Source organism: Terrabacter sp. P2_E3 (assembly GCF_056403915.1).
In genome coordinates this window covers 37,887-61,986 of the sequence record NZ_JBFUEN010000010.1, presented here as the reverse complement: position 1 = coordinate 61,986, position 24,100 = coordinate 37,887, and the positions used below count along the sequence as shown (strand labels likewise).

27 protein-coding genes and 2 tRNA genes are annotated in these 24,100 nt (G+C 70.8%); 18 read left to right on the top strand and 11 right to left on the bottom strand.

Annotated features, from left to right (window positions below):
- The first annotated feature begins 126 nt into the window (after window positions 1-126).
- Window positions 127-981, top strand: coding sequence for an LLM class flavin-dependent oxidoreductase (locus AC1DW8_RS15085; protein WP_478095030.1), 855 nt, complete (start codon window positions 127-129; stop codon window positions 979-981).
- Window positions 982-1,035: 54 nt separating this feature from the next.
- Here AC1DW8_RS15085 and AC1DW8_RS15080 read toward each other — a convergent pair whose 3' ends face one another.
- Window positions 1,036-1,533: a MarR family winged helix-turn-helix transcriptional regulator gene (locus AC1DW8_RS15080; protein WP_056775911.1), complete on the bottom strand. Its 498-nt coding sequence runs from the start codon at window positions 1,531-1,533 to the stop codon at window positions 1,036-1,038.
- A 55-nt stretch (window positions 1,534-1,588) separates the two neighbouring features.
- Between AC1DW8_RS15080 and AC1DW8_RS15075 the strand changes: the two genes are divergently transcribed.
- Both AC1DW8_RS15075 and AC1DW8_RS15070 read left to right on the top strand, forming a co-directional pair.
- The gene (locus AC1DW8_RS15075; protein ID WP_478095028.1) at window positions 1,589-2,812 is read left to right on the top strand and encodes an FAD-dependent oxidoreductase; all 1,224 of its coding nucleotides are present in this window, start codon (window positions 1,589-1,591) and stop codon (window positions 2,810-2,812) included.
- Window positions 2,809-3,216 (top strand): NUDIX hydrolase, encoded by a 408-nt coding sequence (locus AC1DW8_RS15070; protein ID WP_056775915.1) that lies wholly within the window; start codon window positions 2,809-2,811, stop codon window positions 3,214-3,216. Before AC1DW8_RS15075 ends, AC1DW8_RS15070 begins: the two co-directional genes overlap by 4 nt.
- Window positions 3,217-3,269: 53 nt before the next feature.
- Here AC1DW8_RS15070 and AC1DW8_RS15065 read toward each other — a convergent pair whose 3' ends face one another.
- The 4 genes from AC1DW8_RS15065 to pepN all read right to left on the bottom strand — a co-directional run bounded on the left by AC1DW8_RS15065 (window position 3,270) and on the right by pepN (window position 8,137).
- Window positions 3,270-3,884 carry a hypothetical protein gene (locus AC1DW8_RS15065; protein ID WP_478095026.1) on the bottom strand — a complete coding sequence of 205 codons (615 nt, stop codon included), beginning with the start codon at window positions 3,882-3,884 and terminating at the stop codon, window positions 3,270-3,272.
- A 136-nt stretch (window positions 3,885-4,020) separates the two neighbouring features.
- On the bottom strand, window positions 4,021-4,407 hold the full coding sequence (locus AC1DW8_RS15060) for a globin (protein ID WP_082619777.1): 387 nt from the start codon (window positions 4,405-4,407) through the stop codon (window positions 4,021-4,023).
- Between the two features lie 31 nt (window positions 4,408-4,438).
- The gene (locus AC1DW8_RS15055) at window positions 4,439-5,365 is read right to left on the bottom strand and encodes a mechanosensitive ion channel family protein (protein ID WP_056777613.1); all 927 of its coding nucleotides are present in this window, start codon (window positions 5,363-5,365) and stop codon (window positions 4,439-4,441) included.
- A 198-nt stretch (window positions 5,366-5,563) separates the two neighbouring features.
- Window positions 5,564-8,137: an aminopeptidase N gene (pepN, locus tag AC1DW8_RS15050; RefSeq protein WP_478095023.1), complete on the bottom strand. Its 2,574-nt coding sequence runs from the start codon at window positions 8,135-8,137 to the stop codon at window positions 5,564-5,566.
- 139 nt (window positions 8,138-8,276) lie between these two features.
- Between pepN and AC1DW8_RS15045 the strand changes: the two genes are divergently transcribed.
- The 3 genes from AC1DW8_RS15045 (at window position 8,277) to AC1DW8_RS15035 (ending at window position 10,588) form a co-directional block, all read left to right on the top strand.
- Complete coding sequence (locus AC1DW8_RS15045) at window positions 8,277-8,912, top strand: mycothiol-dependent nitroreductase Rv2466c family protein (RefSeq protein ID WP_056775921.1); 636 nt, start codon at window positions 8,277-8,279, stop codon at window positions 8,910-8,912.
- A gap of 32 nt (window positions 8,913-8,944) precedes the next feature.
- Window positions 8,945-9,427 (top strand): ribose-5-phosphate isomerase, encoded by a 483-nt coding sequence (locus AC1DW8_RS15040; protein ID WP_056775923.1) that lies wholly within the window; start codon window positions 8,945-8,947, stop codon window positions 9,425-9,427.
- A gap of 99 nt (window positions 9,428-9,526) precedes the next feature.
- A complete protein-coding gene (locus tag AC1DW8_RS15035; protein ID WP_478095020.1) occupies window positions 9,527-10,588 on the top strand; it encodes a PP2C family protein-serine/threonine phosphatase in 1,062 nt (353 codons plus the stop codon).
- Window positions 10,589-10,686: 98 nt separating this feature from the next.
- Here the strand turns inward: AC1DW8_RS15035 and AC1DW8_RS15030 are convergent, their stop codons facing one another.
- Window positions 10,687-10,890, bottom strand: coding sequence for an antitoxin (locus AC1DW8_RS15030; RefSeq protein WP_478095018.1), 204 nt, complete (start codon window positions 10,888-10,890; stop codon window positions 10,687-10,689).
- A gap of 132 nt (window positions 10,891-11,022) precedes the next feature.
- Here AC1DW8_RS15030 and trmB point away from each other — a divergent pair, with 132 nt between their 5' ends.
- Window positions 11,023-11,769 (top strand): tRNA (guanosine(46)-N7)-methyltransferase TrmB, encoded by a 747-nt coding sequence (gene trmB, locus AC1DW8_RS15025; RefSeq protein ID WP_478095016.1) that lies wholly within the window; start codon window positions 11,023-11,025, stop codon window positions 11,767-11,769.
- Window positions 11,770-12,005: 236 nt separating this feature from the next.
- Here the strand turns inward: trmB and AC1DW8_RS15020 are convergent.
- Window positions 12,006-12,079, bottom strand: a tRNA-Pro gene (locus AC1DW8_RS15020).
- A gap of 133 nt (window positions 12,080-12,212) precedes the next feature.
- On the opposite strand from AC1DW8_RS15020, the gene AC1DW8_RS15015 reads away from it, so the two are divergent.
- Both AC1DW8_RS15015 and AC1DW8_RS15010 read left to right on the top strand, forming a co-directional pair.
- Window positions 12,213-12,286 (top strand) — tRNA-Gly (locus AC1DW8_RS15015).
- Between the two features lie 45 nt (window positions 12,287-12,331).
- On the top strand, window positions 12,332-12,628 hold the full coding sequence (locus AC1DW8_RS15010; protein WP_056775929.1) for a DUF2087 domain-containing protein: 297 nt from the start codon (window positions 12,332-12,334) through the stop codon (window positions 12,626-12,628).
- Window positions 12,629-12,676: 48 nt separating this feature from the next.
- On the opposite strand, the gene AC1DW8_RS15005 is transcribed toward AC1DW8_RS15010, so the two are convergent.
- Complete coding sequence (locus tag AC1DW8_RS15005) at window positions 12,677-13,192, bottom strand: hypothetical protein (protein WP_056775930.1); 516 nt, start codon at window positions 13,190-13,192, stop codon at window positions 12,677-12,679.
- A 141-nt stretch (window positions 13,193-13,333) separates the two neighbouring features.
- Here AC1DW8_RS15005 and tig point away from each other — a divergent pair, with 141 nt between their 5' ends.
- The 9 genes from tig to AC1DW8_RS14960 all read left to right on the top strand — a co-directional run bounded on the left by tig (window position 13,334) and on the right by AC1DW8_RS14960 (window position 20,994).
- On the top strand, window positions 13,334-14,677 hold the full coding sequence (gene tig, locus AC1DW8_RS15000; RefSeq protein WP_056775932.1) for a trigger factor: 1,344 nt from the start codon (window positions 13,334-13,336) through the stop codon (window positions 14,675-14,677).
- Between the two features lie 178 nt (window positions 14,678-14,855).
- Window positions 14,856-15,158 carry a hypothetical protein gene (locus AC1DW8_RS14995; RefSeq protein ID WP_056827175.1) on the top strand — a complete coding sequence of 101 codons (303 nt, stop codon included), beginning with the start codon at window positions 14,856-14,858 and terminating at the stop codon, window positions 15,156-15,158.
- A gap of 246 nt (window positions 15,159-15,404) precedes the next feature.
- Window positions 15,405-16,007 carry an ATP-dependent Clp protease proteolytic subunit gene (locus AC1DW8_RS14990; RefSeq protein WP_056777619.1) on the top strand — a complete coding sequence of 201 codons (603 nt, stop codon included), beginning with the start codon at window positions 15,405-15,407 and terminating at the stop codon, window positions 16,005-16,007.
- A 30-nt stretch (window positions 16,008-16,037) separates the two neighbouring features.
- On the top strand, window positions 16,038-16,691 hold the full coding sequence (locus tag AC1DW8_RS14985; protein WP_056759361.1) for an ATP-dependent Clp protease proteolytic subunit: 654 nt from the start codon (window positions 16,038-16,040) through the stop codon (window positions 16,689-16,691).
- 114 nt (window positions 16,692-16,805) lie between these two features.
- Window positions 16,806-17,060, top strand: a complete 255-nt coding sequence (locus AC1DW8_RS14980) for an acyl-CoA-binding protein (protein ID WP_056775935.1) — start codon at window positions 16,806-16,808, stop codon at window positions 17,058-17,060.
- 135 nt (window positions 17,061-17,195) lie between these two features.
- Window positions 17,196-18,113 carry a hypothetical protein gene (locus tag AC1DW8_RS14975; protein ID WP_478095012.1) on the top strand — a complete coding sequence of 306 codons (918 nt, stop codon included), beginning with the start codon at window positions 17,196-17,198 and terminating at the stop codon, window positions 18,111-18,113.
- Window positions 18,114-18,232: 119 nt separating this feature from the next.
- Window positions 18,233-18,883, top strand: a complete 651-nt coding sequence (locus AC1DW8_RS14970) for a hypothetical protein (RefSeq protein WP_478095010.1) — start codon at window positions 18,233-18,235, stop codon at window positions 18,881-18,883.
- Window positions 18,884-19,031: 148 nt separating this feature from the next.
- Window positions 19,032-20,309 (top strand): ATP-dependent Clp protease ATP-binding subunit ClpX, encoded by a 1,278-nt coding sequence (gene clpX / locus AC1DW8_RS14965; protein ID WP_020144518.1) that lies wholly within the window; start codon window positions 19,032-19,034, stop codon window positions 20,307-20,309.
- A 46-nt stretch (window positions 20,310-20,355) separates the two neighbouring features.
- Complete coding sequence (locus tag AC1DW8_RS14960) at window positions 20,356-20,994, top strand: hypothetical protein (protein ID WP_056775942.1); 639 nt, start codon at window positions 20,356-20,358, stop codon at window positions 20,992-20,994.
- Window positions 20,995-21,093: 99 nt separating this feature from the next.
- Here the strand turns inward: AC1DW8_RS14960 and AC1DW8_RS14955 are convergent, their stop codons facing one another.
- The 3 genes from AC1DW8_RS14955 to AC1DW8_RS14945 form a co-directional block, all read right to left on the bottom strand.
- Window positions 21,094-22,641, bottom strand: coding sequence for a DHA2 family efflux MFS transporter permease subunit (locus AC1DW8_RS14955; RefSeq protein ID WP_056775947.1), 1,548 nt, complete (start codon window positions 22,639-22,641; stop codon window positions 21,094-21,096).
- A 57-nt stretch (window positions 22,642-22,698) separates the two neighbouring features.
- The gene (locus AC1DW8_RS14950) at window positions 22,699-23,337 is read right to left on the bottom strand and encodes a TetR/AcrR family transcriptional regulator (protein WP_235508768.1); all 639 of its coding nucleotides are present in this window, start codon (window positions 23,335-23,337) and stop codon (window positions 22,699-22,701) included.
- Between the two features lie 142 nt (window positions 23,338-23,479).
- A complete protein-coding gene (locus AC1DW8_RS14945) occupies window positions 23,480-24,100 on the bottom strand; it encodes a hypothetical protein (RefSeq protein ID WP_478095003.1) in 621 nt (206 codons plus the stop codon).

Below are 24,100 nucleotides of genomic sequence, written 5' to 3'. Positions count from 1 at the left end.
GGGTTGCTGATCGCGTCACGGGCCACCATCGTTCCGCATCACGCCGAAAACTCAAAGAAAGTTCTGCAACTTCTTGCAACGCGTCGCCAGTGGCCGGCTGTCACCGCCCCTTGGTAGGAACGGAGGATGAAGAGCGGCTTCGTCGTCCCGTATGCCACCGAGCGTGAGTTCGCCGATCTGGCGCGGCTCGGCGAGGAGCGGGGATGGGACGCCGTCCTCGGCTGGGAGGCGCTCTACGGCGTCGACGCGTGGGTGCAGCTCGGCGCGGCCGCCATGGTCACCGAGCGCATCCGGCTCGGCACCCTGCTGACGCCGGCCTCCCGTCACCGCCCGTGGGACCTCGCCTCCCGCGTCGGCTCGGTCGACCGGATCAGCGGCGGACGGGCGTTCATGTCGGTCGGTCTCGGCGCTCTCCACCCCGGGTGGACGGCCTTCGAGGCCGACGAGGGTCGTGCGGTGCGCGCCCGCAAGCTCGACGAGTGCCTGGCGATCTACGCCGGCCTGCTCGGCGACGCCTCGACCTTCACGTACGCCGGTGAGCACTACAGCGCCGGGCCCAACGACTTCATGCTCCCGCCTCCGACGCCGCAGCGTCCCCACCCGCCCGTCTGGGTCGTCGGGGCACCGACGCCCGGGGGTGGGCGTCAGCGTTCGCTCGAGCGGGCGGCGCGCTGGCAGGGCCTCATCCCCGCGATCCATCCGCCCGACGGGCAGCCCAAGACCGTCGAGGCGTTCGCGGCCGTCGTCGATGCGGTGCACCGGCTCCGTGCGGAGGCGGGTCTGGCCCCGGAGCCCTACGACGTCGTCATCGAGGCCGACTCGTGGGGCTCGTTCACCGCGCTCGAGCCCGCCCAGCCGGCCGCCTGGGAGCAGGCCGGCGCCACGTGGTGGATCGAGAGCTGGTGGGACCTCGAGCCGGGGCCGCGCGGTCTTGCCGAGGTGCGCCGCCGCGTCGAGGCGGGTCCGCCCACGACCCGGTGAGCCCGCCACGTCGTGCGCGCGAACCAGACGGCGTATGCCGTGGGGTGGCGTCGGTCAGGCGGGCTCGGGTGGGTGCCGAGCGAGCAGCGTCCGGTGCTCGTCGGTCAGCGCCGTGATCCGGCGGAGGTAGTCGCCCATGAACTCCAGCTGCTCGGTGTCCAGCTCGTCGAGCATCGGCTGGCCGGCCCGGACCAGCGGGCCGTAAGCCTCCCACGTCCGCGTCTGACCGAGCTCGGTCATCTCGACGAGCACGGTGCGGCGGTCGGCCTCAGAGCGCGTCCGCCGCACGAGGCCCCGCTTGGCGAGCCGGTCGATGAGGGCTGTCGTCGCGGCCGGACGCAGGCCCGTCGCAGTGCTCAGCTGGCCGGCGGACTTCGGGCCGTCGACGAGCCAGTCGAGGCACCGCAGATCGGCCGGTCCGAGGCCGAGGGCCCGCCCGACGGTGTCGTCGAAGGCCTGCACCGAGCGCTGGTACTGCTGCATCGCGTCCCCGAGCGCGTGGACGAGCTGCTCGCGCCTGCCGGGGTCAGGGGGTTGACGGACGGACGACATCGGCCTTACCTTTCGAATCTCGAAACATTCGATTCTCGTAAGGAAGGGTATCAAGATGAAGGCTCTCGTCGTGGGAGGTGGCATCGCCGGTCCGGCCGCCGCGCTCGCCCTCCAGCAGGCCGGGATCGAGCCCGTCGTCCTCGAGGCCTGGCCACGGTCCGACGGCGAGGCCGGGTCGTGGTTCACGCTCGCCTCGAACGGGTTGCACGCCCTCGACCTGCTCGGCGCACGGCACCTCGTCGCACCGATCGGCTTCCCGAGCGAGCGCAATGTCATGGTCGGCGCCACCGGTCGCGTGCTCGGCACGATGAGCCTCGGCGTGCCGCTCGACGACGGCACCGTCGCGGTGACCATGAAGCGCTCCCGCCTCGCCGCGGCTCTCCTCGACGAGGCCGGGCGACGCGGGATCGACGTGCGTCACGACAGCCGGGTCGTGCACGTGGCGAGCCGCCCCGACGGGGTCACGGTGACACTCGAGGACGGGTCGACGCTCGAGGGCGACCTGCTCCTCGGCGCCGACGGTGTCCGCTCGTTGGTCCGTCGCACCATCGATCCCGAAGCCGCTCCGGCGCGCTACGTCGGGCTGACGAACTTCGGAGGCATCACCGAGGCGACGTCGATCGCCGGCGCCCTCCCAGCCCGGGAGTGGCACTTCGTCTTCGGGTCGCGCGCCTTCTTCGGAGCCCACCCGACGCCAGACGGCGACGTCGTGTGGTTCGTCAACGTCCCCGGCCCGGCGATCACCCCGGCCGAACGCGCGGCGCGCACCCCGGAACAGTGGCGCGACCACCTCGAGGGGCTGCTCGCCGCCGACGCCGGGCCTGCCGCCGACCTCGTGCGGAGCGGCCGGCTCGAGCTCTGGGCCGACAACACCCAGGACCTGCCGCGTGTCGCCCGCTGGCACCGCGACCGGATGGTCGTCATCGGCGACGCCGCGCACGCGCCGTCCCCGAGCTCGGGTCAGGGAGCCGCCCTGGCGCTCGAGGACGCCGTCGTCCTCGCCACGTGCCTGCGCGATGCAGGCACGGTGGAGGAGGCCCTGACGGCATACGACACCGCGCGACGGGCGCGCGTCGAGCGCATCGTCGCCGCCGGTGCGCGCAGCAGCAGCTCGAAGATCCCGGGACGGGCCGGCCGCGCGGTCCGCGACGCGATGATGCGGCTCGTCTTCCGCTTCGTCGTCACCGAGCGCTCGAGCGCCTGGATCACGGGTCACCGGGTGCGTTGGGAGCCCGGGGAGCAGACCGCCGAGGAGTCGGCACTACCGTCGGGGGCATGACGACCTTTGTCACCGCGGCGTTCTGCCTCGTGAGGGACGGCCACCTGCTCACCGTCCGCAAGGCCGGCTCGACGCGGTTCATGCTGCCCGGCGGCAAGATCGACCCGGGCGAGTCCGCGCGCGAGGCGGCCGTCCGCGAGGTGATGGAGGAGGTCGGACTCGACGTGTCGGGTGTCGGGGAGCCGCTGGGTCGGTTCCACGACGTCGCGGCGAACGAGCCGGGTGCCTGGGTCGACGCAACGGTCTACGTCACCCACCTGCTCCCCGAGGACTCCCCGGCGCCGCTCGCCGAGATCGCCGAGCAGCGCTGGCTGGGTCTCGAGGACGAGCTGCCGGCCGACCTCGCGCCGCTCCTGCGCAACCACGTCGTGCCCTCCCTGCGGGCGCACCTCGCGACACGCTGAGGGCGTCACCCGGGACCCGTGTGACGCCCTGCGTCGGCGCAGTCAGCCCACCGTCAGTGGGGTCCGTCGTGCATGTCGATGACGCCGGCCTTGGCGGCCTTCTTGACCGCGTCGGCCTCCGCCTGGGTCAGCGTGCCGTCCTTGACGGCCTGCGCGAGGCGGTCGTCGAACGCCTTCTGCTCATCGGCTTCGTGCGCAGCGCGAAGGTCGGCGAACGCCGCCTTGACCTTGGCGGCATCGATGCCCAGCTCGCTCGCGAGCTTCGTCGCCAGCTCGTCCTGCATCGTCGCGGGGTCGGGCTTCGTCGCCGTGCCCTGCCCGGGAGTGGGCTTGGCCTTGAGGTCCTGTCGCACGGTCTTGAGGGCATCCTCGAGCTTGGTCTGGTCGACGCCGAGCTTCGTTGCGAGCGCCGCGAGGTCCACGCCCTTGCCCATGCCCGGTCCCATGCCGCCGTGGCGGCCACCGGGGCCCCAGCCGCGCCCGTTGCCCGGCGTGCTGTCGGTCGTGCCCTGGGTGGGGTCTCCCTGGGTCGAGGTCACTGTCGGGGTGGGGGTCGTCGTCGTCGTGGCGTCGTCGGCGCGGGCCCCCTGTGAGACACCGAGTCCGATGGCGGCTGCCGCGGCACCCACCACGGCGACGCCCGCCACCTTCTTGTTGATCGACACCATGCCGCATCCCTCCGTCGTCGTCGGACGCGTGGTCCGACCGTGGAAACACCTGACTCCAGAGAACACCCGGCTCGAGGACCGTGACCCGTGAATGTGCTGTGAGTTGCTGTGAGTCCCCGGGAGTGTGAGGCAGTGCTCAGAAGGTGCCGTCGGGTCCCGGCGCGTTGACGAGGGAGTATGCCGCCCGGGTGAGGTAGTCACGCAGCCGGTCGTCGTTCTCGGGGGAGAGCTCGAGCGTGTCGACGGCGTTCATCATGTGCAGCAGCCAGCGGTCACGCATGTCGGGCGTCACGGCATACGGCACGTGGCGCATCCGCAGCCGCGGGTGTCCACGCTGCTCGGAGTAGGTCGTGGGTCCGCCCCAGTACTGCTCGAAGAACATCCGCAGGCGCTCCTGCGCCGGTCCGAGGTCCTCCTCGGGATAGAGAGCACGCAGCGGCGGGTCCTCCGCGACGCCGCGGTAGAACTCGCGCACGAGCCGGTCGAAGGTCTCGTGGCCACCGAAGTCGTCGTAGAACGTCACGTCGGCCAGTCTCCCAGAGCGGTGCCGGCGGTCACTGCGGGGCCGCCCCGCCGTAGGGCGGCATGACGGGCTGGGGGCTGCGCACGCCGGCACGGTCGAAGGCCGCCTTGACCCGCTCGCGCATCTCGCGCTGCACGCCGAACTGCTCGTTGGCGATCGTCTTGGCGATGATGCGGATCGTGATGACGCCGTTCGCGATCGACTCGACGCCGACGACGTTCGGCTCCTCGAGGAGGATGTTCTTGAAGGCGTCGTCGTCGTCCATGACGCCGACGACGTCGCGGATCACGGTGATCGCCTTCTCGACGTCCTGGTCGTAGGCGATCGGTACGTCGACGATCGCCGTCGACCAGCCCTGCGTCTTGTTGCCGATGCGGATGATCTCGCCGTTGCGGACGTACCACGTCATGCCGCCCGCGTCGCGCAGCTGGGTGACGCGCAGCGACACGTTCTCGACCGTGCCGACGACCTCACCCGTGTCGATGACGTCGCCGACGCCGTACTGGTCCTCGACGATCATGAAGACGCCGGAGAGGAAGTCCTTGACGAGGCTCTGGGCTCCGAAGGCCAGGGCCACGCCGCCGACGCTGGCGGAGGCGAGCATCGGCCCGAGGGGGATGCCCACGAGCGACATCACCGTGAGCGCGGTGATCCCGAAGACGACGAACGTCGTGATGCTCTTGAGCAGGGCTCCGACGGTCTCGGTGCGCTGCACGTGGCGGGCGTTGGCGACGCCGCCCACCGCCTGCAGCGCCCGCCCGGCGCCGGGGATCCTCGCGAGGTGCTCCGCCCGCCGGGACGTCGCCGTCGCGACCACCCGGTCGATGAGCCGGTGCAGCACCCAGCGCGCGACGACACCGAGGACGACGGTCGTCAGGATCAGCAACGGCGCACCGGCGAGCCAGTCGCCGACCCCGGCCCACGTCAGGGTCGACAGGTCGGGCACGGAAAGCGTCATGGCTGGGTCCTGGGCGGGTGGCGGGCTGGGTGTCGGGGTGGAGCCGAAAGGGGTCAGGTTCGTGAAGGCGTCGATCACAGGGGTCTCGGTCAGGGTCTCGTCAAGGGTCTCGGTCAGGGTCGATCAGGAAGGCTCGGAGTCGGGCTCGGCGGAGCCTGGGTGCGGGGCGGCCCGTCCGGACGGCCCCGCACCACGGGCTCAGCCGCGGCGGTCGCGCTCCTGCGCCACGAGGGCGCGCGCGATGGTGTCGCGGTTCTCGGCGACCGTGCGCACGAGGCCGGGCGCCGCGTCGGCGTTGGCCGCGAGCCACGCGTCCGAGGCGTCCTTGAGCTCCTGGCTGGCGAGCGAGAACGGGTAGAAGCCGCCGACGACCCGCTCACCGATGGCGACGCTGCGCTCGGCCCACGCGTCGACGAGCATCGCGTGGTAGCTCTCGACGTACGGCTCGAGCAGCGTCAGGTCGCGGCTGCGTCGGAAGCCGGCGCTGACCGCCTCGACCATCTGGTTGGACAGGTCGTTGCGCTCGACGGCCTTGGCCCAGGCGTCGGCCTTGGCCTCGGCGGTCGGTCGCGCGGCGAGCGCCTCGGCGGCGCGCTCCTTGCCGGTGGCCGTCGGGTCACGGTCGAGCTCGGTCGCGATCTCGATGTCGTCGGCCACCCCGAGGGCCGCGAGGGCCTTGAGGAAGGTCCACCGCAGCTCCGTGTCGGTGGTGAGGCCCGGCAGCGTCTCGGTCCCGGTCAGCAGCGCGCGCAGGCGAGCCTCGTCGGCCGGGTCGGACGTCGAGCCCGCCCAGGCCTCGACGAGCTGGAACTGGGCGTCGCTGCCGGCCTCGGCCGTCTCGGCGAGCGAGCGCAGGGACGACGACAGCAGAGCCGACACCTCGGACCGGTGCTCCGGAGCCGTGTAGAGCCGGGCCGCCGTCGACACCTGGCCGAGCAGGACCCGCAGCAGCGTGGAGTCCGTCTCGCCCGGCATCGACTCGAGGACGAAGCGGACGAAGTCACGAGCCGGCATCTCGCCGTCGCGCGTCATGTCCCACGTCGCGCCGAGCACGAGCGAGCGCGGCAGCGAGTCGGTGAAACCGCGGGGGAGGGAGAGCGCCGTCGCGAGCGACCGCTCGTCGAGGCGGATCTTGCCGTAGGCGAGGTCGTCGTCGTTGAGCAGCAGCAGGTCCGGCTGCTCCTGGCCGACGAGCTCGGCCAGGTCGGTGCGCTCTCCCGCGATGTCGACCTCGTCGTAACCGATGCGCTCGAGCACGTCGCCGCCCTGACCCGGCCGGACGGCATATCGCCCGATGCCGATGCGGTGGGGGCGGAGCGTCGGGTACTCCTCGGTCGCGGTCTGCGTGACCGCGAACGAGCTGTAGCGGCCGTCGGCGTCGACCTCGAAGACGGGGCGCAGCGTGTTGACGCCGGCCGTCTCGAGCCACAGCTTGCTCCACTCGGTCAGCTCGCGGCCCGAGGCCTTCTCGAGCTCGCCGAGCAGGTCGGCCAGCGTCGTGTTGCCCCACGCGTGCTTGCGGAAGTACTCGCGCAGCGCGGCCACGAAGGGCTCGCGCCCGACGTACGCGACGAGCTGCTTGAGCACGGACGCACCCTTGGCGTACGTGATGCCGTCGAAGTTGACCTCGACGTCCTCGAGGTGGCGCATGTCGGCCGCGATCGGGTGCGTCGAGGAGAGCTGGTCCTGGGTGTAGGCCCACGCCTTCTCCGACGTCCCGAAGGTCGTCCACGCGCTCGTCCACTCGGTGGCCTCGGCCTGGCACGTCGTCGACGCCCACTCGGCGAACGACTCGTTGAGCCAGAGGTCGTCCCACCACTTCATCGTCACGAGGTTGCCGAACCACATGTGGGCCAGCTCGTGCAGGATCGTCAGGGCGCGGCGCTCGATCTTCGCCTCGGACACCTTGGACCGGAAGATGTAGACCTCGACGAAGGTCACCGCGCCGGCGTTCTCCATCGCGCCCATGTTGTACTCGGGCGTGAAGATCTGGTCGTACTTCTCGAACGGGTACGGCTGGTCGAACTCCTCCTCGAAGAACGCGAAGCCCTTCTTGGTGCAGTCGAAGATGTTGTCGGCGTCGAGGTACTGCGTCAGCGACTTGCGGCAGAAGACGCCGAGCGGCACGACACCCTTGCGGGTCTCGACCTCGTCACGGACCTCGTCGTAGGGGCCGGCGATGAGTGCCGTGATGTACGAGGAGATGCGCTGCGTCGGCTCGAACGACCACGTCGCGCGCTCGACGCCGTCGGCCACGCCGGCGGCCTGCGGGGCGGGCGTGGGGGAGTTGCTGATCACCTTCCAGTGCGCCGGGGCGGTCACCGTGAAGCGGAAGGACGCCTTGAGGTCGGGCTGCTCGAAGACGGCATACATCCGCCGGGAGTCCGGGACCTCGAACTGCGTGTAGAGGTAGACCTCGTTGTCGACCGGGTCGACGAAGCGGTGCAGCCCCTCGCCGGTATTGGTGTAGCGGCCGGTGGCGTCGACGGTGAGCTCGTTCTCGGCGGCCAGGCCGGCGAGGGCGATGCGGGAGTCCGCGAAGACCTCGGCGGGGTCGAGGTCCACGCCGTTGAGCGTGACCTTCTCGACGGAGTCGGCGATGAGGTCGATGAACGAGTCGGCGCCGGGCTCGGAGCAGGTGAACGTGACCGTGGTGACGGTGTGGAAGTTGTCCGGACCCGTCGTCAGGTCGAGACGGACGTCGTAGGAGTCGACGCGCAGGATGCTGGCGCGGCTCGCCGCCTCGTCGCGGGTCAGGTTCTTGCCGGGCACGTAGGGACCTCCTGGGAAGGGTGCTGGGGGCGCGACGGATCGTCGGTCGGACGCCGTCGTCGCGGGCCATCCTCGCACGGAACCCCGACCCGTCCACCACCGCGATGGGCGGGCAGGTGGCAGTGCCATGATGGGCCGCATGGCCGATGCGAAGGACAGCCCGAAGACGAGCCGCGACGCCGTCGAGATGTGGTTCGACCCGATCTGCCCGTGGGCGTGGATGACCTCCCGCTGGCTCATGGAGGTCGAGACGCTGCGCGACATCGAGGTGACCTGGTCGGTCATGAGCCTCGCGGTCCTCAACGAGCACCGTCACGACCTCGACGCCGCCTACCGGGCACGGATGGACGAGGCGTGGGGCCCGGTCCGGGTCATCATCGCCGCCGTCGAGGCGCACGGTGACTCCGTCATCAAGCCGCTCTACGACGCCATGGGCACCCGCATCCACCTGCGCAAGATGAACGACTTCGACGAGGTCATCCGCGAGTCGCTCGAGGAGGTGGGCCTGCCCGTCGACCTGGCGAAGGAGGCCCACCACAAGAAGCACGACGCGGCCCTGCACCGCAGCCACAAGCGCGGGATCAGCCTCGTCGGCACCGACGTCGGCACGCCGATCATCGCCGTCGACGGCGTCGCCTTCTTCGGCCCCGTCGTGACGCCCGCGCCCAAGGGCGAGGACGCCGCCCGGCTCTGGGACGGCTGCGTGCTCGTCGCGAGCACGCCCGGCTTCTTCGAGCTCAAGCGCACCCGCACTCTCGGTCCCATCTTCACCTGACCCTTCCCCACTCGACGCACCCAAGGACGGACATGCGCATCCACATCGGCGGCGACCACGCGGCCTACGAGCTCCACCAGTCCCTCGCCACGCACCTGCGCGACGCGGGCCACGAGGTCGTCGACCACGGCCCGTTCACGTACGACGCCCAGGACGACTACCCGGTGTTCGTGCTCCGTGCGGCCGAGGCCGTCGCGGCCGACGAGGGCTCGCTCGGCGTCGTGCTCGGGGGGTCGGGCAACGGCGAGCAGATGGCGGCCAACAAGGTCAGCGGCATCCGGGCGGCGCTCGCCTACAACGCCGAGCTCGCGAGCCTCGCGCGCGAGCACAACAACGCGCAGGTCGTCTCGATCGGCGCGCGGTTCACGGCCGACGACGTCGCCAAGGAGATCGTCGACACCTTCGTGGCGACGAAGTTCACCGATGAGGCGCGCCACAGCCGTCGTCTGGGTATGGTTTCCGCGTACGAGACCACGGGGGACTTGCCGGCTTTGCCGGACTCGGACGCACGCTGACGTCGCGACGTCCGCCGTCCCCCTTCATCGCCGCAAGGGAGGCACGTGGCCCACAACGAGAGCTCCGTCTCTCGACGCCCGCGCTACGCTGCCGGACCGATGCGACGACTCCGACTCCTGGGCCCGTGGCTCAGCCGTGCCCCCTGGGTCGTCGTCACGGCGTTCCTGCTCCTCAGCATCATCGCGACGGCGGCCGTCTTCGTGTGGCCGACGGTGGTCCCGTGGGGCGTCTACGGCCTCATCGTCGTGGCCGCCGGCCTGTTCCTCGAGCCGCGCTACCTGCTCGTCGTCTACATCGGCCTCTTCCTAGCCATGGCGATCCTCGGGGCCTACCTCGGTCCGGTGAAGCCGACCACCACGGGGGCGCAGATCGTCACCGTCGTCACGATGCTGCTCATGATCTGGCTCTCGCACGCCAGGGCCCAGGTCGGCGTCGTCGGGGTCACGGGTGAGTCGATGCTCGTCGACATGCGCGACCGGCTCCGCGCCCAGGGCGAGCTGCCGCCGCTGCCCGCGCAGTGGGGAGCCGAGGTCGCGCTCGAGTCGGCGTACGGCGACAGCTTCGCCGGCGACTTCGTCGTCGCGAGTCGCTCCACCGACGGCTGCACCCTCGAGATCGCCCTCGTCGACGTCTCCGGCAAGGGTCGCGAGGTCGGGGCCCGGTCGCTGCTCCTCTCCGGCGCGCTCGGGGGCCTGCTCGGCGAGATGAGCGAGCGGGGCTTCCTCCAGTCCGCCAACAACCACCTGCTGAGACTGCGCTGGCCCGAGGGCTTCGCGACGGCCGTGCACGTCGCCGTCAACCTCGAGACCGGCAACTTCACCATCGGCTACGCCGGCCACCCCGCCGCCGCGCAGTTCGCGGCCGGGTCGGGCCGCTGGCGGATGCTCTCCGGTGGTCGCGGGCCGCTGCTCGGCGTCATCGACCACGCCGAGTACCCCCGCGAGACCGGCACGATCCGTCGCGGCGACGCCCTCGTGCTCTACAGCGACGGGGTCATCGAGGCCCGCGACAAGGCCCTCGTCGACGGCATCGACCGCATGCTCGGCCGCGCCGAGTCGTTCATCCGCACCGGCTTCGAGGGGCTCGCCCAGCGGCTCTGCGACCAGGCCGCGGCCGGTCTCGGCGACGACCGCGCCGTCGTGACGATCTGGCGCACCTGACCGGTCGCGACCCTCCGGGGGCCCGGTCGGTGCACGACGAAGGCGGTGACCCGGCCGGGTCACCGCCTCTCGCGTCCCGGCGCGCGGCGCCGTGACGATCAGTTGATGTCGTCGTCCTGGCCGTCGAGGCCGTCGAGCGCGTTCTTCAGGCCGTCCTGACCCTGGTCGACCCTTTCGGCGTACTGGCCGCCCGTCTTCTCGTCGACGAGGTCGCCGGCCTTGCCGACGCCGTCGCCCACCTGGTCGCCGTGCTGGTCGACGAGCCCGCTGACCTTGTCCTTCATGTTGTCGAAGACGCCCATGACTAGCCTTTCCGTCGTCGAGGACCGTCTCGTGGCCCCCGTGCACCTGTCACCGTAGCCCCGCGGGCCTCCTCGGAGCAGGCGTGCCGCCGCGAACTTCGGGTGGACGCCGCCCGTCACTACGATGCCTGCGTGAGCGAGCACCCCAGCGAAGCGACGACGCCGACCCGCGAGGCCGGCCCCGACCGGCGCAAGGAGCACGTCGTGCCCGACCTGCCGCCCGGCGTCGCGCCCGCGCGCGTCCGCACCTTCGTGCGCCGGGGCCGGCTGTCGTCCCTGACCAAGGACCGCGTCGAGCGGCTCGCGCCCGCGCGCTCCGTGCCAGACGGGCCCTTCGAGCCCGCTGCCGCGTTCGGGCGCACCGCCCCCGTCGTGCTCGAGATCGGCTGCGGCCACGGCCACGCCGCGATCGCGTATGCCGCCGCGTTCCCCGAGCGCGACATCCTCGCCATGGACGTCCACACCCCGGGACTCGCCCGGATGCTCGCCGATGCCGACGAGGCGGGGGTGCCGAACCTGCGTGTCGAGATCGGCGACGCCGTGCTCTTCCTCGAGGAGCGGGTCACCGATGCCACGTTCGACGCCGTCCACCTCTTCTTCCCCGACCCGTGGCGCAAGCAGAAGCACACGAAGCGGCGCTTCGTCAGCCCCGCCAACCTCGACCTGCTCGCGCGCGTGCTCAAGCCGCGCGGCCACGTGCTCATCGCCACCGACCAGGACTTCTACGCCGAGCACGCGCTCGCCGAGGTCGCGGCGCACCCGCGCTTCGAGGCCCATCGCATCGACCGGCCGCAGTGGCGGCCACGGGACGGCTTCGAGGCCAAGGGGATCGCGGCCGGGCGGACGATCAACGAGCTGCGCCTGGACCTCTTGCCCTAGCCGCGCGACCGTCAGCCGGGCAGGTCGAGGAGTTCCTTCGGCGCCTGGTGCCGGATGATCTCCACGACCTTCGGACCGAGCCGCGTGGCTGCCTCTCGGAGGTGACAGGACGCCGGCCTCGCTGCGGCGGCTCGTTCCTCGCCGCGCCGCTCGGCCTCCCGGCATCCTGTCTCCCCGACGCAGCGAAGCGGGGAAGGAGGGCCGACTGCGTCGGCTTCCTTCCCCGCTTCGCGAAGTCGGGGTGACAGGATTTGAACCTGCGGCCCTTGCGTCCCAAACGCAATGCGCTACCAAGCTGCGCCACACCCCGTGGCGTCGGAATCGTAGCCGACAACCGGCGGGCGAACCGACCTCTTCCCACGCGGCGCGGGCGGGTCGATTTCTGTGGATCGGGCGCGAACCAGTAGGCTGACGCCTCGGATCGCCGGCAAGACCGGTGCCCCGCGGGCGTAGCTCAATGGTAGAGCCTCAGTCTTCCAAACTGATCACGCGAGTTCGATTCTCGTCGCCCGCTCCAAAACTCCCTTGGCGTCGGCACGCCCCGCTTCCTAGCGTGGGTCGCATGTTCCGCCCAGACCTGCAGGACGCCCTCCGCGACCGCGACGCCGTCCTCCGCTCGTTCCTCGCCGCCGACGGCACCCTGACGAGCATCCCCACGAAGATCCGCAAGCGCCTCGTCGTCCTCGACCTGCTGTCGCAGGAGTTCGAGCCGGGCGAGCGCTACGACGAGAGCCAGGTCAACAACCGCCTGCGCGCCTTCCACCCCGACGTCGCGGCCCTGCGCCGCTACCTCGTCGAGGAGGGCTTCCTCGACCGGGCCGACGGGTTCTACTGGCGCAGCGGCGGGACCGTCGACTGACTGCGCCGGTCCCTCAGCCCGCGCCACACGGCATACGTCAGTTCGGGCTCAGCGGAAGCCGAGCGCCTCGCTGAGCCAGCTCTCGGCGCCGTCGGCCTCGAGACCGGCCTCGACGGCGGCAGCCGTGCGCGGCGACGGCCACCCGTGCACCCAGAAGAGCGCGAGCCCGCCCGGCAGCGCGATGAGCAGGGTCAGCCACGAGTGCGGGGTGAAGACGAACGAGCACGCGAACGCCACGAGCACGGGGGCCTCGGCCAGCGCGGTGCGCAGGGTCGTCGTCGACGTGAAGTAGCGCAGGCTCGTCGTCTCCGCGTTCTCGCGCGGCAGGCCGTGCGGGAGCGCCGGAACGGCATACCCGACGTAGCGGATCAGGGTGGCCGACCCGACGAGCGTGGCAAGCACGATGCCGACGGCCCACGGTGACGGCAGGGGCGCCGACGGGTCGACGAGGATCCGCACGGCACTGAGCATCAGGGCTCCCATGCCGACCGCGACCGACACCATCTGGATCGGGCGCAGGGCGGCGCTCTCGGGGGAGGCGAAGGGGCCGGGAGGGGTGCTCATGGCTCCCGAGCATAGGCGCGGGGGCCCGGCGGACGATCCGCGCATTTAGCCATCCGCCGCGCGGCCTATAGCATGGTGCGCTGGCCCGTCCGTTCACCGTCGACGACCACGTCGGCACCAGCCCCTATGGAGTACCCCGCAGTGAAGAGTGCGCTCGAGACCCTCAGCCCGACCCGGGTCAAGATGACCGTCGAGGTCCCGTTCGAGGAGCTCAAGCCGAGCCTCGACGCGGCCATCAAGCACATCGGTGAGCACATCCAGGTGCCCGGCTTCCGCAAGGGCAAGGTGCCGGCCCGCATCATCGAGCAGCGCGTCGGCCGTGCGGCCGTCCTCGAGGAGGCCGTCAACAACGCCCTTCCGACGTTCTACGGCCAGGCCCTCGAGGAGAACGAGGTTCGCCCGCTCGGCCAGCCCGAGATCACCGACCTCCAGGTGCCCGCGACCGACGGCGAGGACTTCGTCTTCACGGCCGAGGTCGACAAGCGTCCCGAGATCGACCTGCCCGACTTCAGCGACATCGAGCTGACCGTCGACGAGGCCAAGGTCGAGGACGAGGCCGTCGAGCAGCGCCTCACCGACCTCCGTGCCCGCTTCGGCACGCTCAAGGGCGTCGACCGTGCCGTCCAGGACGGCGACTTCGTCTCCATCGACCTGTCCGCCGAGATCGACGGCGAGCAGATCGACGAGGTCACCGGTGTCTCCTACGAGGTCGGCAGCAAGAACATGCTCGAGGGCCTCGACGAGGCGCTCGTCGGCATGACGGCCGACGAGACCAAGCAGTTCACCGCCCCCCTCGCCGGTGGCGACCAGGAGGGCCAGGACGCCAGCTGCACCGTGACCGTCACCGCGGTCAAGGAGCGCGAGCTGCCCGAGCTCGACGACGAGTTCGCCCAGCTGGCCTCGGAGTTCGACACGCTCGACGAGCTCAAGGCCGACCTCACGGCCAAGGCCGAGGTCGACGCCAAGTTCGCCCAGGGCGTCGCGGCCCGCGACCAGCTCCTCGAGGCCATCCTCGAGAAGATCGAGGTCCCGATCCCCGAGAGCATCGTCGAGGCCGAGGTGCACAGCCACCTCGAGGGCGAGGGTCGCCTCGAGGACGACGAGCACCGTGCCGAGGTCGGCGAGAGCACCCGCAAGGGCCTCAAGACCCAGCTCGTCCTCGACGCCATCGCCGAGAAGGAAGAGGTCAAGGTCGAGCAGCAGGAGCTCATCGAGTTCCTCGTCATGAGCTCGCAGCAGTACGGCATGGACCCCAACCAGTTCGCCCAGTCGCTCGACCAGGAGGGTCAGATCCCCGCCATGGTCGCCGAGGTCGCCCGCCGCAAGGCGCTCGCCACGGTCCTCGAGAAGGTCTCCGTCAAGGACACCGCCGGCAACGTCATCGACCTCAACGAGGCCGTCCCCGGCACCGAGGGCGACGAGGACGAGGCTGTCGACGCCGCCGAGGGCACCGACGAGGCGAAGGCCGAGAAGGCCGACGCCTGACCGTCACCACCACGAACGCCGTGAGGCCGGCTCCCGCTCGGGAGCCGGCCTCACGCCGTGTCCGGGTCCGACCGACGGCGTGGCCCCGCTGGTGTCCCCGCGGTTGTCCACCCGGTGGCCCGGGTACGTGGCCTACGGTCGCCGTCCGGCGGCACGCACCTCGACGAGGGAGCCAGAGATGAGCAGCACCGACGAGTCGGCCGCAGGCATGGCGGACACCGACATCAACAGCACCGACGCCGACGGCACCAACGTCCCCGGGCACGACGACGGCAGCGACGGGCCCGCGCCGCAGGGCCAGGGCGACGACGCCGACCGCGGCAACCTCGACGGCAGCAACGCCGTCGACGAGCCGCGGGACCGCTCGCTCGACCAGGCCGGCGGCAACGGCTCCTTCGACGACGCGTCCGAGCAGACCGGCCCCGAGAGCGACGCCTCCGACCTCGGCGACTCGGGCCAGGACAACGGCCTGACCGACTGACCGCGCTCGGCCCACCGACCCCGCCGGACGGCATACGACCGGTGGGGTCCGTGCGTGTGGTTGCGCCCCTCCCGCTCAGGTTTGTGCGCTCACGGCGAACACGGCGCGGTTCGGGAAATCTGGCCGAGGGGTCGGGCGTTAGGGTCAGTGACGAGCCAGCCAGGCGCCACATCCCGTGGCGAGAGGCTGGACCACTTCGACGATGGAGACACGGTGATTTCGGAGACCTCCGCCAACGGCAACGGCATGCCGGGTGGTCTGGACGACCACATCTACAACCGCCTGCTCAAGGAGCGGATCATCTTCCTCGGGTCCGACGTGCGCGACGACAACGCGAACGCCATCGCCGCGCAGCTGCTGCTGCTCTCGGCCGAGGACCCTGAGAAGGACATCTGGCTCTACATCAACAGCCCCGGCGGCTCGATCTCCGCCGGCATGGCGATCTTCGACACGATGAACTGGATCCCCAACGACGTCGCCACCGTCGCGATGGGCATGGCCGCCTCGATGGGCCAGTTCCTGCTGTCGGCCGGCACGCAGGGCAAGCGCTATGCCACGCCCCACGCCCGCGTCATGATGCACCAGCCCTCGGGCGGCATCGGCGGCACCGCCACCGACATCAAGATCCAGGCCGAGCAGATGCTCTACGTCAAGAAGCAGATGGCGCAGCTCATCGCCGAGCACACCGGACAGACCGTCGAGCAGATCGAGAAGGACTCCGACCGCGACCGCTGGTTCAGCGCGGAGGAGGCCAAGGAGTACGGCTTCGTCGACCACGTGTTCAGCCGCTCCGACCAGGCGGTCGAGGGCAAGGGTGTCGGCCAGGCCGACGCCAAGGCCGAGAACTGACCGCGGCCTGACCAGGACTTGGAGACACGCATGAACATCGAACCCACCAACCGCCTCGCGGTGGCCCAGCCCTCGAGCCGCTACATCCTGCCGCAGTTCGAGGAGCGCACCTCCTACGGCATGAAGCGGTCCGACCCCTACAACAAGCTCTTCGAGGACCGCATCATCTTCCTCGGCGTGCAGGTCGACGACGCCTCGGCCGACGACATCATCGCCCAGCTGCTCGTGCTGGAGTCGCTCGATCCCGACCGCGACATCCTCATGTACATCAACAGCCCGGGTGGCTCGTTCACGGCCATGACGGCCATCTACGACACGATGCAGTTCGTCCGGCCCGACATCCAGACGTTCGTCATCGGACAGGCCGCCTCGGCCGCCGCCGTGCTCCTCGGCGCCGGTGCACCGGGCAAGCGCTTCGCCCTGCCGAACGCCCGCATCCTCATCCACCAGCCGGCGCTCTCGGGCGGCGACTACGGCCAGGCCTCGGACATCGAGATCCAGGCCAACGAGGTGCTGCGCATGCGGACGTGGCTCGAGGACACCCTTGCGCACCACACGGGGCGCACGTCCGAGCAGGTCCGCAGCGACATCGAGCGCGACAAGATCCTGTCGTCCGAGGACGCCAAGACCTACGGCCTCATCGACGAGGTCCTCGCCTCGCGCAAGGCCTCGCTCGAGGACTGACCTCCCGCTCGTCACGAGCACGTGTGCCGCTGGGCCGGGTTCCGCTGGGACCCGGCCCTCGGCGTACCTGCTTGGATGTTCGGTGAACCTGGTGTCGAGCGTGGAGGTGCGGTCATGGCGAGTGCGGAGTTCGAGCAGGCGGTCGAGTCGGTCAAGGGCCTGACGACCGACCCCGGCAACGAGGTCAAGCTGCGGCTCTACGGCCTCTTCAAGCAGGCGACGGCCGGCGACGTGAGCGGGTCGCGTCCCGGCTTCACCAACCCGGTCGGGCGCGCGAAGTACGACGCGTGGGCCAAGCTCTCGGGCACGGCCCCGGAGGCGGCGCAGGAGCAGTACGTCGCGATCGTCCGCGACCTCACGTCCGCCTGACCCGCCCTCGTCCCGCCGTGGCTGGATCTCTGCGGCGGACCGGGCGCTGCGGCCGCGATCATCCCACCACGGCAGGGGTCTGGAGGCCTGTGGACGACTTCTGCGAACGCCGTCCGGACCGCGCAACGATCGGGCATGCCGACTGCACAGCCCTTCCGCCGAGGTCAGCGGCCTCCTGGCGTCACCGACTGGCACTTGCGCACGTCACGGTTTCGACGGCTCTTCCACGACGTCTACGTCGACCGAGAGGCCGAGCTCACGCCGCTCCTGCTGGCGAGGGGAGCCCTCCTCGTCGCGCCGGACGCAACGGTCTCGCACCACAGCGCAGCGCGCCTGTGGGGAGCGGTCGTTCCGGACGACGGCTTCGTGCACCTGACCTGTCCTACTCGCCGTCCGCAGGTCGAGGGCATCCGCACCCATCGGTGCGGCCGCCCGAAGCGGGCGACGAGGTGGCGTGGCCTCCCCGTCACGACCCCGGTCCAGACGTTCCTCGACCTCGCCGCTGTGCTCAGCCTCGTCGACCTGGTCGTGCTCGGCGACTCGCTCGTGCGGCGGAAGCGAGTGACGGTCGACCTGCTCGTCGAGGCAGCGACCGCCCATCGAGGGACGGGTGGGCGGCTGGCTCGCAAGGCTGCACGGTTGGTGCGCGCCGATGTCGACTCGGCCATGGAGTCGCGCCTTCGCATGCTCATGGTGCTGTCGGGCCTGCCCGAACCCGTGGTCAACCACAAGATCCACTGGCCCCACGGTGAGGTGCGGTTCCGTCTCGACCTCAGCTATCCGGACGACGGCCTCGTCATCGAGTACGACGGGTGGCAGCACGTGGACTCGCAGACGCAGTGGGGCTCCGACCGCGACCGGCGCGAGTGGCTCGACGGCAACGACTGGCGCATCGTCGTCGTCATCGCCAAGGACCTCCACCGCACACCGGCAGCGACCCTGTCCAGGATTCGCGCGGCGATGCGGGGCCGTGGCATGCCGGTCCCGCCGGTCGACGACGAGTGGCGGCGGCACTTCCCGAGCACGTCGGAGGACCTGCGGGAGCCGGCATGAGCGTGGGTCCCGCCGTGGCGGGATGTTTGCGGTCGGGGCGTCCGCTTGACCGCAACGATCCAGCCACGGCGCGACCGGCGAGGCGGCACGTCGGGAGCTCGCGCCCTACGCTGCGCGTCATGAGGACGTATGTCGTGCGGCTGGTCGCGCTCGTCGGTCTCGTGGTCATCGGGCTGGTGGCGACCCCCTCGTCCGCGCTCGCCTCGTGCGCGGGCCGCGAGCCCGCCCAGGTGGTCGCCGACTCGGACGTCGTGCTCACCGGCCGCGTCACCGCGGTGGACGACCCGGGTGGTGACCACAACCCGCGTCCGGTCGCCTGGACCATTGCGGTCAGCGCGGTGCACCGGGGCAGTGCGCCGCAGACCACGCACGTCCGGGCCTTGACCGAGAGTCCCGACCTCGTGAGCTCGGGCGGGAGCTACGTCCTCGCCCTCGTCGAGTCCGGCGGCGAGCTCACGGCCACCGGCTGCCAGGACGTCGTCGCCACCGGCACCGATGCTGCCGGAGCCCTCATGGCTGCCGCCGGTCCGGCCCGGGCGCCGGCTGCGGACGGCGCCGTGCTCCCCGGTGCTGCGGCTGTCGACGTGGGAGGCGGAGGGATGTCGCTGACGACGATGCTCGTCATCGCGCTCGTGGGGCTGCTCGTCGTGACGTTCGGGGGTCTCGCGCTGGCGATCGGTCTCGGGCTCCTCACCCGTCGGCGGCGTGGCCGGACCGATGGCAGCGACGATGCGCCACAGCGCGATTCGAATGGAACGCCGTTCAAGTGACAGCCTCGTCGTTTGTCCGCCATCAGCGGACAAGCGGCGTTGCGCGAGCGGGAGGGGGCCACCTCGTCGTCTAATAGGAGTCGGCCCCTAGGTTGGGGCCTGCCGGGTGCACCCCAGCGTTCGGCGCCGACGAACCAGGAGCGAATCGGTGGCACGCATCGGAGAAGGCGGAGACCTCCTCAAGTGCTCTTTCTGCGGGAAGAGCCAGAAGCAGGTCAAGAAGCTCATCGCCGGTCCCGGTGTGTACATCTGCGACGAGTGCATCGACCTCTGCAACGAGATCATCGAGGAGGAGCTCGCCGAGAGCAGCGAGCTGGGACTCGACCACCTGCCGAAGCCGCGCGAGATCTTCGACTTCCTCGAGAACTACGTCATCGGCCAGGACGTCGCCAAGAAGTCGCTCGCCGTCGCCGTCTACAACCACTACAAGCGCATCCAGGCCGGTGAGGGCGTCAAGCGCGACGACGACCACATCGACATCGCGAAGTCGAACATCCTTCTCATCGGCCCCACGGGCTCGGGCAAGACGTACCTCGCGCAGACGCTGGCCAAGATGCTCAACGTCCCGTTCGCCATCGCCGACGCGACGGCGCTGACCGAGGCCGGCTACGTCGGCGAGGACGTCGAGAACATCCTCCTCAAGCTCATCCAGGCCGCCGACTACGATGTCAAGAAGGCCGAGACGGGCATCATCTACATCGACGAGGTCGACAAGATCGCCCGCAAGAGCGAGAACCCGTCGATCACGCGCGACGTGTCCGGCGAAGGTGTCCAGCAGGCCCTGCTCAAGATCCTCGAGGGCACGACCGCGTCCGTGCCCCCGCAGGGCGGGCGCAAGCACCCGCACCAGGAGTTCATCCAGATCGACACGACCAACGTGCTCTTCATCGTCGGCGGCGCCTTCGCCGGCCTCGAGAAGATCATCGAGTCGCGCTCGGGTCGCAAGGGCCTCGGCTTCGGCCAGCCGCTGCACAACCCCAAGGACCTCGGCGACAGCTTCCAGGACGTCATGCCCGAGGACCTGCTGAAGTTCGGTCTCATCCCCGAGTTCATCGGCCGCCTGCCCGTCCTGACGACGCTGGCGCCGCTCGACCAGCAGGCCCTCGTCAACATCCTCACGGTGCCGCGCAACGCGCTCGTCAAGCAGTACCAGAAGATGTTCGAGATCGACGGCGTCGACCTCGAGTTCACCGACGACGCCATCGCTTCGGTCGCCGACCAGGCGCTGCTGCGCGGCACGGGCGCCCGCGGACTGCGCGCCATCATGGAGGAGGTCCTCCTCCCCGTGATGTTCGACGTGCCGAGCGACGACGAGATCGCCAAGGTCGTCGTGACCCGCGAAGTCGTGCTCGACAACGTCAACCCGACGATCGTGCGTCGCGAGGCCGAGCCGCGGGCCAAGCGTCCGCGCAAGGAATCTGCCTGACCCTCATGACCGCCCGCGCCGCGTCCGCGTGAACGGAGGCTGACCCGTGGTCGCCCCCTTCCGGCTCGTGGCCGGGGACCACGCGCCCGTGCAGCAGACGAGCACGACGTGCGGGTCGGCCTCGTTGACCGTCGCCCGCATGCTCGCCAACCCGATGTTCGCGCAGTGGATCCGGGACGGCATACGCAAGGATGCGCGTGACGGGGACGTGCCGGACGGTGGCACCGAGGCCCAGCGCTTCGCCGCCTACGAGCAGGTCGTCGCCTCCCGCACCAATGCCGTGGTCGGCGCGGGACGCCGGCTGCAGCTGCCGTGGCCGCGGGCGCTCGGCACGCCCCCGTGGGGCGCGCTGAACGAGCTCGAGTACGGCGCCGCCGATCCCGAGGCCGACTACGACCTCGCGTGGTTCCGCCAGCGCGGACGCGTCGGGCTCCGGCACACGTATGCCGCCCTCCGCGCCCGGGTGCGTCCCGGCCGTCCAGCGCTCCTCTACGTCGGCAACGCCTGGGCGCCGCGGCACGTCGTGCTCGTCCTGCCGCCGACGGGGGAGCAGGAGCTCGACGTCTACGAGCCGTCGGTCGGGCGCGTCGTCGACCTCCCGGAGCACGCCTTCGTCGAGCGCCGTCTCGCCATCGCCGGCTGGGACGTGCCCTGGGCCGCCGTCTGGGCCGATCCCCACCCCTGACACGGCGAGAGGCCACCGTTCGCATGAACGGTGGCCTCTCGATGGCCTCTCGATGGCCTCTCGATGGCCTCTCGATGGCCTCTCGATGGGTCGAGCAGGTCAGCCCATGTGGGCCGGGGCCGCGCCGTCGGTCGCGAGCTCCTCGTGTCGCACGTGGAGCGCGACGAGGGTGACGACGCCCGCGACGGCGATCATGATCGCCGCGACGAGGTAGGCGCGGCTGGCGCCGTAGGTGAACGCCTCGTCGGCGATCATCTTCTGGGCCGCGGCCAGCTGCTCCTTGGAGGGAGCCGGGCCACCCTGCGGCAGCTTCGCGGTCAGCTCGGCGACCTTATCGCCCATGTTGTTGACGAAGATCGTGCTCAGCGTCGCGAGGCCGAGCGTGCCGCCGACCTGCTGCATCGTGTTGAGCACGGCCGAGGCCACCGAGGAGTCCTCGTGCGCGACGCCGTGGACGGCCGTCAGGGTGAGCGGCACGAAGATCAGGCCCAGGCCGAAGGCGAGGACGACGATCCACGGCAGCAGGTCGGCGGCATACGTGCTCTGCGGCGTCAGGTGGGTGAAGCCCCACATGCCGAGCGCAGCGAAGCCCGCGCCCGCGCCGGAGATCCAGCGCGGGTCGACCTTGGCGATGAGGAACGACGCGAGCTGCGCGGCCACGACGATGCCGACCGAGAAGGGCAGGAACGCGAGGCCCGTCTTGAGCGGCGAGTAGCCGAGGATCGTCTGGATGTAGATGCCGAGGAAGTAGAACATCGCGAACATGCCGGCGCCGACGATGAGCATGACGAAGTAGGACGTGCCGCGGGTCCGGTCGCCGGGGATGCGCATCGGCAGGAGCGGGTGCTTGACCCGCGTCTCGATGACGACGAAGGCGACGAGCAGGACGACACCGATGGCGAGGTAGGTGATTGTCGTGGCGTCACTCCACGAGGTGCTCGCGGCGTGGGTCAGGCCGTAGACGAGCGAGGAGAGACCGGCGATCGAGGTGATGGCGCCGGGGATGTCGAGCGTGCCGCCGCCGTCCTCGGACTCGGTGAGGATGCGGAGGGCGAGGATCGCGACGACGATGCCGATCGGCAGGTTGATGAAGAAGTTCCAGCGCCAGTCGATCTCGGTCAGCGCACCGCCGAGGATGAGGCCGATGGCGGCGCCGGCACCGGACATGGCGGCGAAGACGCCCATGGCGCGGTTGCGCTCCTTGCCGGCCGGGAAGGTCGTCGTGATCAGCGCGAGCGCGTTGGGGGCGGCGAGGGCGCCACCGAGGCCCTGGACGGCGCGGGCGGCGAGCATCATCGCCTCGTTCTGGGCCACGCCGGCGACGAGCGAGGCCAGCGTGAACAGCACGATGCCCCAGAAGAAGAGCCGACGCCGGCCGTAGAGGTCACCGAGGCGACCGCCGAGCAGCAGCACGCCACCGAAGGCGAGCGTGTAGATGGTGATGACCCACTGGAGGTTCGCCTGGCTGAAGCCGAGGTCGGTCTCGATGTGGGGCAGCGCGATGTTCACGATGGTGCCGTCGAGCACGATCATGAGCTGGGCGGCGCAGATGACGAAGAGCGCCAGGCCGAGGCGCTTCGGCGGGGTGTCGTGGGAGGTGAAGTCGCTCTGGGGCTCGTCCACCTGATCGACCGTGGTCGAAGACATGGGTGTTCCTCTCGAAGGCATGCAGGTGTGGTGGTGGGTCGCCCCGACGCGGCCGGCTCAGCGAGTGCTGGGCGCGGGCGCGAGGGTGGCGGCGCAGGCCGGGAGGACGACGCTGTCCACGAACTCGGCGATGCGGTCCGGCCCGGGTCGACGTCCGGAGAGCAGTGCCTCATGGATCGACAGGGACGGGAGGATCATCAGCAGGGTGTCGAGGTCGGCGTCGGCGCCGACCTCACCGCGCTCTCGGGCGTGCTCGAAGATGGTGCGGGTGGCCTCGATCTTCGGGGCCAGGAACCGCTCGTGGATGCCGCGCGCCAGCTCTGGCTCGCGGTGGATGACGGGGAGCAGCGCCCCCCACGTGCCGATGACGACCTCGTCGTCGAGGCCTCCGTCGGCGCAGGCCTGGGCGAGCAGGTCGCCGCGCAGGCTCCCGGTGTGGGGGTCCTGCTCGGCGGGGCAGTCGATGAAGAGCCCGACGGCGTCGATGACGAGGTCGCGCTTGTGCGGCCAGCGTCGGTAGAGCGTCGCCTTGGACGCTCGTGCGGCCGTGGCGACGGCGTCGAACGTGAGCCGGTCGTAGCCGCTCTCGCGCAGGACGTCGATCGCGGCCTCGAGGATCTCGACCTCGCGGTCGCCGGCGACACGCGGACGGCTCGCGTGTGCGGCGTCCGTCGTGCTCGCGCTGGTCGTGCTCATGCTCACCCCGGCCCCACCCCGATGAAACGAAACTGTTTCGTTTCATCAAAGAGTAGATCGGGACGGGCCTGTTGGCAAACCACGTGTCGAGCCTTCGGTGCGTCGACCTGGCCGGCCGTCCCGCCCCGACGGACGGAACGGCTCAGACCCGCTCGACGGGCGGGCTCGTGCGCACGAACCACAGGCCGGCGGCCACCCCGCCGAGCCCGATGACGTATGCCGCCGGGACGAGTCCCGGCGAACGTCCGGCGAGCAGCCCCGCGAGGATGGCGACGGGCACGGCCGCCGCGAAGGCGAGGGCCGTGTGGCGTACCCAGCGACGGGTGGTGGCGGCCGTGAACGACCCGGCCGGTGGTGACGACGCAGAGAGCGCGGTCGCCGCATGGCCGACGACGCAGCCGGCGGCGGCCGGCAGCGACCACCACGAGAAGCTCCCCGCCGGGGTCAGCGTGAACCACCCGTAGAGCAGCAGGGTCCAGTAGACGGCAGGAGCCGCCGAGCCGGCCCAGGCCATCGTGACCAGCGGCAGCAGCACGAGCGCCCACCAGAGGGAGTCGAACCCGCCGACCGCGAGGGAGAGGCTCGCGAGGTAGACGGCGACACCGCCCATCGCCGCGCCGGTCGCGCCGAGCTGGCTCAGCGACCACTCGGGTCCGGCGCCGAACCGCACGGTCCGGCGCAGCCGGACGCGGCGGGCCACCGACGGCGGACGCGTCGACCGCAGCAGCTCCTGGGGCAGCGGGTCCTCAGCAGGTGCGCGCAC